This is a genomic window from Alteromonas sp. CyTr2 (genome assembly GCF_947311905.1).
In the GTDB taxonomy this organism is placed as follows: domain Bacteria; phylum Pseudomonadota; class Gammaproteobacteria; order Enterobacterales; family Alteromonadaceae; genus Alteromonas; species Alteromonas macleodii.
Map to the genome: position 1 here is coordinate 1 of NZ_CAMZMZ010000062.1, position 8,692 is coordinate 8,692.

The window sequence follows — 8,692 nt, forward strand, 5'->3', positions numbered from 1 at the left end:
CGCTGCGATAAGCGCAGTGATACATGTGCCTATATTTGCGCCCAATGTGAACGGATAGATATCCTTAGCTTTTAAAATTCCACTGCCAACCAAAGGAACCATGAGCGATGTGGTGGTTGACGAGGATTGCACTAGCACTGTCATCACAGCACCCGACGTTATTCCAGAGAGTGGCCCTTTTCCTATGCTGGTATGCAATAACGCCTTTGCCTTGCCTACCATAAGTGATTTCATAATTTTACCCATGTAGGTAATTGAAAACATAATAAGGCCGATACCAAGAATTATTTTCGCTACGCCCGGATAAATAGAAGGTAAAAAGGAGAATGCTTGTGTAACTATGTCTGTTACCGGTTGCGTCATCGCTTTAATAGGATTAACACCAGACACACCGATGGCTTCACCTGTATGGATAAGCGCAACCAATTGGGCACTTAAAAACTCCAAAATACCAAACGCCATTTCAAGAGGTAAGAAAATTAGTACCGACAGTACATTGAAGAAGTCATGAATAGTGGCCGCATTGAAGGCTCTTTGAAACTCATCTTTTTTTGCAACATGACCAAGGCTCACCAAGGTGTTGGTAATACTGGTCCCAATGTTGGCGCCCATCATCATGGGTATAGCGATAGTTATGGGTAAACCACCCGCTACCATTCCGACAATAATAGAGGTAACCGTACTTGAAGACTGAATAAGTGCGGTACACACCATACCAATAATCAATCCCATGACAGGATTAGAAGCAAAACTAAAAAGAGATTTCGCGTGGTCGCCAGTAGCAAATTTGAATCCGCTGCCAATCATGCTGACAGCTAATAACATCACATAGACTAACAAGGCTAAAAGAAGCCACTTACGCCAGTTATGTGCTTTTTCTAGCACGCTGTTCTGGGCTAGTTGAGGGTCAATCATTGACATAATACGCACAAATTCATACTTGAAAAACACATAATATGACGTGCGTATTACACAAAAATGACGGGGGAGTGAAGTGCTACCCCGCCAATCTTAGGAAGAAAAAATTCGCTTAGAAGCCTAAAGGATACTGCCTTAGTACACCGTGAATGTCGTCTAATGTTTCCTTCGAAAGTGAAATATCAAACGCGTCTATATTTTCTTTAAGTTGAGGCACAGTGGTAGCGCCAATAATTGTTGAGGTAACACCAGGCACTTGCTTACACCACGCCAACGCGAGCTGCGAAGGTGTTATTCCTGCTTTTTCTGCAATCTTCATATATTCAGCTGTAGCTGCCTGCGCTGGCGCTTTATCTCTAAATAACCCCATACGCTGAGCTAGTGTCCAACGACTACCTTCCGGTCTGGCTCCATCCTGATACTTACCACTTAACATACCCGTTGCTAACGGCGACCACGGAAGGTAAGCAATGTTCTCTAGTTCACACATTTCAATTAAATAAGGCCAGTCTTTCGCATGAAGTAAACTGAACTCATTTTGGATAGAAACTGGAAGCGGCATATCCAGCTCTTTGCAAAGTGTAAGAAAGGCGTGAATGCCCCAAGGCGTGTCATCTGACAGCCCCCAGTGTCTAATTTTCCCTTCATCCAGCGCGCGCTTAATGCCTGAAAGGATATCACGCATACCATCCAGTTCTTTCTCTCGATTGGTTTTGGTTGGATCAGCACCATCCGGCCAATGCTTACCGAAATGAGGTGTAACTCTATTCGGCCAATGAAGCTGGTAAACGTCGATATAATCCGTTTTTAAGCGTTCTAATGAATAGGTGAGTGCGTTTGCGATAGCGTCAGCTGTAATGGGCCCTGCGTTTCGAATGTAATTCAAACCGCTGCCAGCAATTTTAGTCATTAAAACAATGTCAGAGCGCTTTGATTCGTTCCGCGAAATCCAATTACCGATAATGCGCTCTGTATCGCCATAGGTATCTACATTTGGGGGAACAGGATACATTTCCGCCGTATCGACAAAGTTCACGCCTTTATCCAGGGCAAACGCTATTTGCTCGTCTGCATCTTGCTGGGTGTTTTGAATGCCCCATGTCATTGTGCCCAAACACACATCCGACACCTGTAAGTCGCTATTTCCTAAGCGGTTAAACTTCATTTTTGCTTCTACCTTGCTTGGCTTATACCTTATTGATGCAATAATAAGTCGACCGCTTAAGAAATAAAAATGCTCTCTGTATTTATGAGGCTTTCTTAATGGTCAACTCGGCTTCTACACTTGCTAGCCGCGCCTCAATATCTCTTTTGGACTCGACCATTTCATTCGCCAATTCTGCGAGTGATTTTAACTCTGCAACCCCTAACTTTCTGGTATTAATTATTTGATACTGACGCTTCCAGCGATAAAAGAAAGTAAGAAAGTTAACAAAAGCTCGGTGAAATGTCGCAGAACTCTTGATCAATACCAGAATTAACACGATAGACGTGAGCGCAGCAACTAAAAGCCGGTGAGGTAAGCTACTTATTATCTTTGTTCAGTGCCTTAGCGAGCGCGTAATTGCCTTGCGACAAGGCTATATCTGCCACTGAGTTACCAGCTTTATCTACATGCTTAGGATTTGCGCCTTTTTCTATTAGGCTGCTTACAATCTCTTGTCTATCGAAGAGGCTTGCAAACATTAGGGCCGTTTGCCCATTTGCGTTTTCTTCGTCTATATCGCAATCGGCAAATACCAGCTGCTTTGCCACACTAACATGACCTTTAAATATAGCGCCCATAAGTGCAGTATTCCCGCGGTTGTCTTCTTGACACGGGTTTACCTTCGCCTGCTCAATAAGAAAGTTTACGGTGTCAGTGTGACCGTGGTACGCCGCAAGAATAAGTGCTGTATAGCCTTTTTCATCTGCGACGTTTACATCTAGCCCAGCGTTATAAAAGGCTTGCAACAGGGTGCTGTCGCCTTCTCTAGCTGCGTCGAAATACCGCACTTTTAGTGCTTTAATAGATAGCGAAGCTGATTGCGCAGGTTTATCCGCCGCACTAGTTACTTGTGTTACAGCACTGGCATCGAAGCTGAATAGAGTGACAATAACGAACAGTGTTGATAGTAGTGAGTGCTTAAAAATAGACATTGTGCCCTCTTTATTTATCGACGCATGAAGTGAAAAGTAATTGAAATTAGGTAGCTACGCATTGGGTGGACTATTTATCAACGATAAATAGTCCACCTTTTAGTACTTCTGACTTTAATATTTCTGACTTAAGTAGCTCTGACTTTAGTAGCTCTGGTTTATTGCATTAGCGCCGTCAGGCTTTCTGCAACTTGTTTCGCTTTAGCTGCACGTGCAGCCTGCTGTTCCATCAAGTCTTTCGCCGTTTGACGGACTTTAGCCATTGGTGCGTTTGCTAGTTTAGCTACGCCTTTGCCGTAGTCTTTATCTGCGTTGTACATATAAGCACTAATAATGACGCGGATTTCTTCTTCAGGCACCGATGCCAGTGCTCCACCTAAGTTATTAATCAGGTTTTGCTGGCCTTCTTTGGTTAGCTTTCTGAAAAACTCCCCTGCTTGTTTAAAGTTCTGCTCTTTGTAGAACGGAATTTGTTGCGTCATACCTGCAAGCGGTTTGCTTGAGTAACGGAACGCCGGTTCTTCGTTAAGATCAAGACGTCGACTTGGCTGGTAGTTCACATCGCGATTAGTACTCGTTGTGCGTAGCTGACCATGCTGTTCGTGGTTATTGATAACCGCATTTTTGAGGTTCTCACAGCTGTACTCCCACATGAAGGTTGGTACGAGGTTTAGGGGCTTTGACTTCTACGCAAACTTGGTCGCCATAATAGTTATCAGCGTAATTGCATTGCGTTCGAATGGGTTGATTAGTTGTGGAGGAAACACGGTGGCTATTCGCCGTTGTTAGCTTTTTTAATAGTGCGCTCATTTGGCTCTCCTTCTTAAGTTGAGCGTATTATCATTAATTGAACAAAACTATTAAAACGGGTTAAAACGATTCAAATAATTAATTTATTAGATTGTAAAGGTACTCGTTAATCGAGAAAAGGTATGAAAGTAAGTAAATGATGCGTGACGAAAGAAAGGTTGATAGAAATTTGCAGTTCACGCTGTGGGAATAACGGCGCCATTTTAAAGTACTAAGAATAAATGACGCCAGTTTTCTAGATAACCGTAATATCTGGTCTCCAACCTCTGATCTCTAACCTTCAAGCCATGGCCCGGTTATAGCTAAGGTCTTCGTTGGAGAGTAAATATTCACGAAAAGCGTATTGCCGTCAGGCGAGAAACACGCGCCGGCAAGTTCAGTTTGCGCATGGAGCTTTGCAAAGTTATACACTTCTCCATTTGGTGTAACACCGCGTAAGTGATTATCAACAATATCAGTATATTGATCTTCGCACACCAATAGATGCCCGTTTGGACATACGGTTAAGTTATCGCCGAAGTTATATAAGTTCTTGTCTTCACTTTCTAAAAATAGCTGAAGCTTGTCCTGTTTACCATCTGCAGAAGAAACAAGTTTCATCACCTGACCGAGTTGCTTTTGGCCACCATTAGTACAGCAAAAATAAAGCTCATTTTCACCCCAATGTATACCTTCACCGCGAGCGAATAAGGCAGCACCTTTCTCATATCCTCTAGCGCGTAAGTCATCGTTCGGGCTTTCTGGGTTGTCTAATGCTATCCACTCAACGTCGAACCACGTCGCCAATGGCATAGTTGTGGAACTCCAATTACGTGTATCAAACTGAGGTTTGTTTTTTACTACCAGGGCTTCTAATTGGCCGCCAGCTGCCAAGTTAGCGTACTCGTTAGGCACAAAGCGATATAGCAAGCTGTCACCCTGATCTTCAGTCAGGTAAACAATGCCTGTTTTGGGGTCAACACATGCCGCTTCATGGTTAAAGCGCCCCATTGCTTTAAGTGGTTTAGCTTCAATGAGTGAGTCAGCATTTGCAGGTACTTCAAATATGTAGCCGTGATCTTTGCTTACCACATCGCCGTTCGGGCCATGAGGTCGGTCTACGGACTCTTCACACGTTAGCCACGTGCCCCAAGGCGTAGTGCCGCCCGAGCAGTTTCTTACCGTTCCAACAAGACTGATAAACTCTCGCTCTACCATTTTGGTAGTAAGGTTATACACCATGGTTGTGGTGCCGCCTGGTAAAGCAACGCCACTATGATAGTTGTCATAGGCCAACTCGCTAGTATGCATTTGAATAGACTGTGGCTGAGCACTCAAATGTTTGGGGTGCAGTTCGTGGTTACGTATAAGCGCCACTTTGTCGCTACTGCCTTCTACAGGCAAACAACCCATACCGTCCGCTCTGTCAGGTACATGCATACCATCAGACATGCTATTTCCAAGGCTTGATATAACCTTATAGCTAAAGCCTTTAGGTAAATCGAGCAGCTTTTGAGGGTCGGCGACTAGTGCACCATAGCCTTCACTAATAGGCATAGACGCCAAATTTATTTTCTTACCAAAAGCACTGGTCGCTAGGCCACCAAATGCCAAAGAGCCTACTAAAAACTGGCGTCGTGTTATCATCAAAGTCTCTCACAGCATTAAATTCAAAAATTATAACTCGGTATTGTTACAGTATGACAAAAGGAGCTTATAAAACTTACAAGAAAGCCGCTTTTTCAGGTGGAAAAGAGAACCTAGAACACGATCAAGACTTGGCTAGCCAATAGCGGATAATTGCAAACTTTCTTTAAATTTAGGGTAGTTTTGTGTTTTCATTGATTCCCGCCCAATGTGCTTCCGGTTCAGGCCTTGAGAAGTAATAGCCTTGAAATTTTTCACAGCCTTTACTTATTAGGTATTTTAGCTGCTCTTCACTCTCTACACCCTCTGCAATACATGTGACATTCAGTGCTTTGGCCATTTCAATAATTGCATCAACAATCTGCGCCGCTTTTCCATCAAAGTCTTTTCCTATGTCGTCCACAAAGTACTTATCAATTTTAAGCTCACTGATCGGGAGAACTTTCAGGTATGCAAGACTGGAATATCCAGTACCGAAATCATCAATTGAAAAGCGAAAGCCGAATCTTGCGAGTTCAAGCATGGTTTCCTTAACCAGCTCAATATCCACCACTAAAGCGGTTTCTGTTAATTCCAGCATTAACATGTGAGGTGGAATGCCGTATTGATTTACGCGAGAAAGTAGCGAATTTATAAAGTCAGGCACAACGATTTGTCTAGCGCTTATGTTGATCGCAATACTGGTTTTTAAACCGCTTTTCACGAAGTTACTAATAACGCTCAGCGTTTTTCTTAAAACTATGTCACCTATTTCGCAGATAGCGTAGCTCTCTTCGGCAATAGGAATAAATTCACTTGGGCTTACTGGACCTAACTCTTTCGAGTACCACCGCACCAACGCTTCGAAAGAAGAAACCGTTCCATCATGGGTAACTTGAGGCTGAAGTACTATTGATAATTCATCGCGTTCTATCGCTTGTTCAAGCTTAGATTTTATATCTAAATAACGGTCGAACTCTTTAAACCCATCCTCTGAAATATGACAAAGACCAAAAGGTGCCGACCTTTTTGCCCTTTTAACAGCCTGTTCGATTACATTGATGATTGACTCAAAGCTTTGACCTTGCGGGTTAAAGATAGCACTGCCAAGTGACGCGGTAAGAGACCATTTCACTGAATTTATGACAATATCGAAATGACGTGGACTAAGGAGTGCGCTTTCCACTAAGTTCGCATCAAATTTATGGAGGTCTTCTTTTATGTAGGTTTTTTTAGACAGTACGACAAAACTATCACCGCCATATTTAAAAATTTCATAATCGTGGCCGATGACGAAAAGCAACTGCTCTGCAATCTTTCTTATAGCATAGTTGCCGTTACCAAAGCCGAAACGCGTATTGATTTGCGCCATATTATCGATATCTAACAACAAAATATGTATATATTCTTGCTTCAACGATGCGCGTAACATCAAGTCTTTAAAGCGTTGATGGAACCACTGCTGATTTCGAAGGCGGGTAACAGAGTCAGTATAAGCGAGATTATAAATGGTATCCTGCGCTTCTATACGTTCACTAATATCCCGTATAACACCTATAAATCCCCTTTCACCCTGGTCAAAACTCTCCGACAATGACAATTCCATCTGGAATATATCGCCGTTTTTTCGCTTAGCCGGAAGCTGACGACCTACTCCTATAATTTTACCTACCCCAGTCTCCATATAATTGCGCATATAAAAAGCATGGTTAGACGCATAAGGTTCTGGCATTAGAATCTCTACAGACTGAGCGATTAACTCCCTTCGCGTGTAACCAAACGTTTTAAGCGCAATGTCGTTACAATGTGTGATTGTGCCCTTGACGTCGATACTAAATACAGCATCATTGATATTATTCAAAATATTTTGAATTTTCATCGCTCGCTCTTCATTGAGAGTAAGCGCGGTTTTATATTCAGTAATATCTTCAAATGCACCGAAAAGACGCTTCACTGCGCCATTCTTATAAAGCTCCGCTTTCCCAGAGGCTCTTACCCATCGAATAGTGCCTGACGAATCGATAATTTTGCACTGAATGTCATAGGGCTGTTGGTGAAAACGGAGGTTATCAAATGCGAGCGTTAACTCCTCAGTATATCCCGGGGCGAAAGAGTTGATGGCTTTTTGGACGTTTATGGCACTACCGACTGGTAAACCGAAGATACGGTATGTCTCTGATGACCATATTAACTTTTCAGTTTCAGGATAAAACTCCCATGACCCTGTTTTCGACATACGGCTTATTTCATCAATAAGGCTTAGGTTACGCGCGGTTTTTATTGCGAAAAAGTCCTTCTGCAGTTGTGTAGAAAACAACTTAGCTTGAAGTGAGAAAACTTGTAACCACTCATTGATGTCATGCTTGGGAGTGTTAAAAATAGCAACGAGTAAACCAATATCTTGGTTTTTCTCATTAAAGAGGCCCGCGCCTAAATACGCTTGCGCATTAAGCTCACTGAGGGTTTGATCATCGGGAAAATGCTCGCAAATGTCCGACTTGTAACCACACGCTCCAGTTAGCAAGACAGTTTCACAAGGCGAACCCTTCAGGTCATATTCAATTTGTGAAATTGGAGAGTCGTGCGCAAGCCCTACTAATACGGAAATTTTATCCGCTTTTTTGACGCCTAAAAAGAGATAGTCAGCGTGAAGTAACTCATTAAACCCTAATAAATCTTGCTCATAAGCACTACGATTTTCCAAAACAATTGTGCTGAACTCCGATTCATTTAAAACTGACTCGAATGACATTACTTATAAAACCTTGTTAAAACATTAAAATGGAGTTTGCCACTTCGCACTGACGGAAAAAAGGCAGGACGATAATAAGTTTCAAATTTATCAATGCCTAAGCATAGCTCAACTTGCGATTAAGGCTAGCCTCGAACCTAGTCATTTTGAAATAAGTTTGTCCGCTTCCCCATAAAACCCACTGGGCCTTAAGTTATTTCTGTATTAGAGAGTGGGTGCTGTGCCCTCTGAAACTCTACAACGCAGGGGGGGGTGTCGAAGCTCTAACTTAAAAAGAAGGGTAAGTTTACGGCGTGTTTCCTTCTCTCCCCAAAGCTTTCTGTTATGCAGATTGCGAGGGAGTGACGTTCTAAATCGCAGGCATAAAAAAGCGCACCTAAGTGCGCTTTTCTTGGCTTGTGTTGCTAAGTCTAGATTAGTCTAGGATCTTAGATACAACACCAGCACCTACTGTACGACCACCTTCAC

6 protein-coding genes and 1 pseudogene are annotated in these 8,692 nt (G+C 42.8%); all 7 read right to left on the reverse strand.

Annotation, left to right across the window (positions count from 1 at the left end; all coding sequences use genetic code 11):
* A partial coding sequence (locus QME20_RS19230) for a Na/Pi symporter (RefSeq protein ID WP_281716482.1) occupies positions 1–921 on the reverse strand: 921 nt, incomplete at its 3' end.
* Between the two features lie 109 nt (positions 922–1,030).
* The gene (locus QME20_RS19235; protein ID WP_187447298.1) at positions 1,031–2,083 is read right to left on the reverse strand and encodes an aldo/keto reductase; all 1,053 of its coding nucleotides are present in this window, start codon (positions 2,081–2,083) and stop codon (positions 1,031–1,033) included.
* A gap of 359 nt (positions 2,084–2,442) precedes the next feature.
* The gene (locus QME20_RS19240; protein ID WP_281716483.1) at positions 2,443–3,057 is read right to left on the reverse strand and encodes an ankyrin repeat domain-containing protein; all 615 of its coding nucleotides are present in this window, start codon (positions 3,055–3,057) and stop codon (positions 2,443–2,445) included.
* A gap of 158 nt (positions 3,058–3,215) precedes the next feature.
* Positions 3,216–3,683, reverse strand: a pseudogene (locus QME20_RS19245) (catalase-related domain-containing protein); the annotation flags it as partial.
* A 7-nt stretch (positions 3,684–3,690) separates the two neighbouring features.
* The gene (locus tag QME20_RS19250; RefSeq protein ID WP_155279885.1) at positions 3,691–3,867 is read right to left on the reverse strand and encodes a hypothetical protein; all 177 of its coding nucleotides are present in this window, start codon (positions 3,865–3,867) and stop codon (positions 3,691–3,693) included.
* A 273-nt stretch (positions 3,868–4,140) separates the two neighbouring features.
* On the reverse strand, positions 4,141–5,493 hold the full coding sequence (locus tag QME20_RS19255) for an alkaline phosphatase PhoX (protein WP_281716484.1): 1,353 nt from the start codon (positions 5,491–5,493) through the stop codon (positions 4,141–4,143).
* A gap of 172 nt (positions 5,494–5,665) precedes the next feature.
* Complete coding sequence (locus QME20_RS19260; RefSeq protein WP_239260134.1) at positions 5,666–8,224, reverse strand: GGDEF domain-containing phosphodiesterase; 2,559 nt, start codon at positions 8,222–8,224, stop codon at positions 5,666–5,668.
* Positions 8,225–8,692: the final 468 nt, after the last annotated feature.

Coding starts and splice junctions, on each gene's coding strand:
- QME20_RS19235 (WP_187447298.1), bottom strand. CDS start 2,083: ATGAAGTTTAACCGCTTAGGAAATAGCGACTTACAGGTGTCGGATGTG.
- QME20_RS19240 (WP_281716483.1), bottom strand. CDS start 3,057: ATGTCTATTTTTAAGCACTCACTACTATCAACACTGTTCGTTATTGTC.
- QME20_RS19250 (WP_155279885.1), bottom strand. CDS start 3,867: ATGAGCGCACTATTAAAAAAGCTAACAACGGCGAATAGCCACCGTGTT.
- QME20_RS19255 (WP_281716484.1), bottom strand. CDS start 5,493: ATGATAACACGACGCCAGTTTTTAGTAGGCTCTTTGGCATTTGGTGGC.
- QME20_RS19260 (WP_239260134.1), bottom strand. CDS start 8,224: ATGTCATTCGAGTCAGTTTTAAATGAATCGGAGTTCAGCACAATTGTT.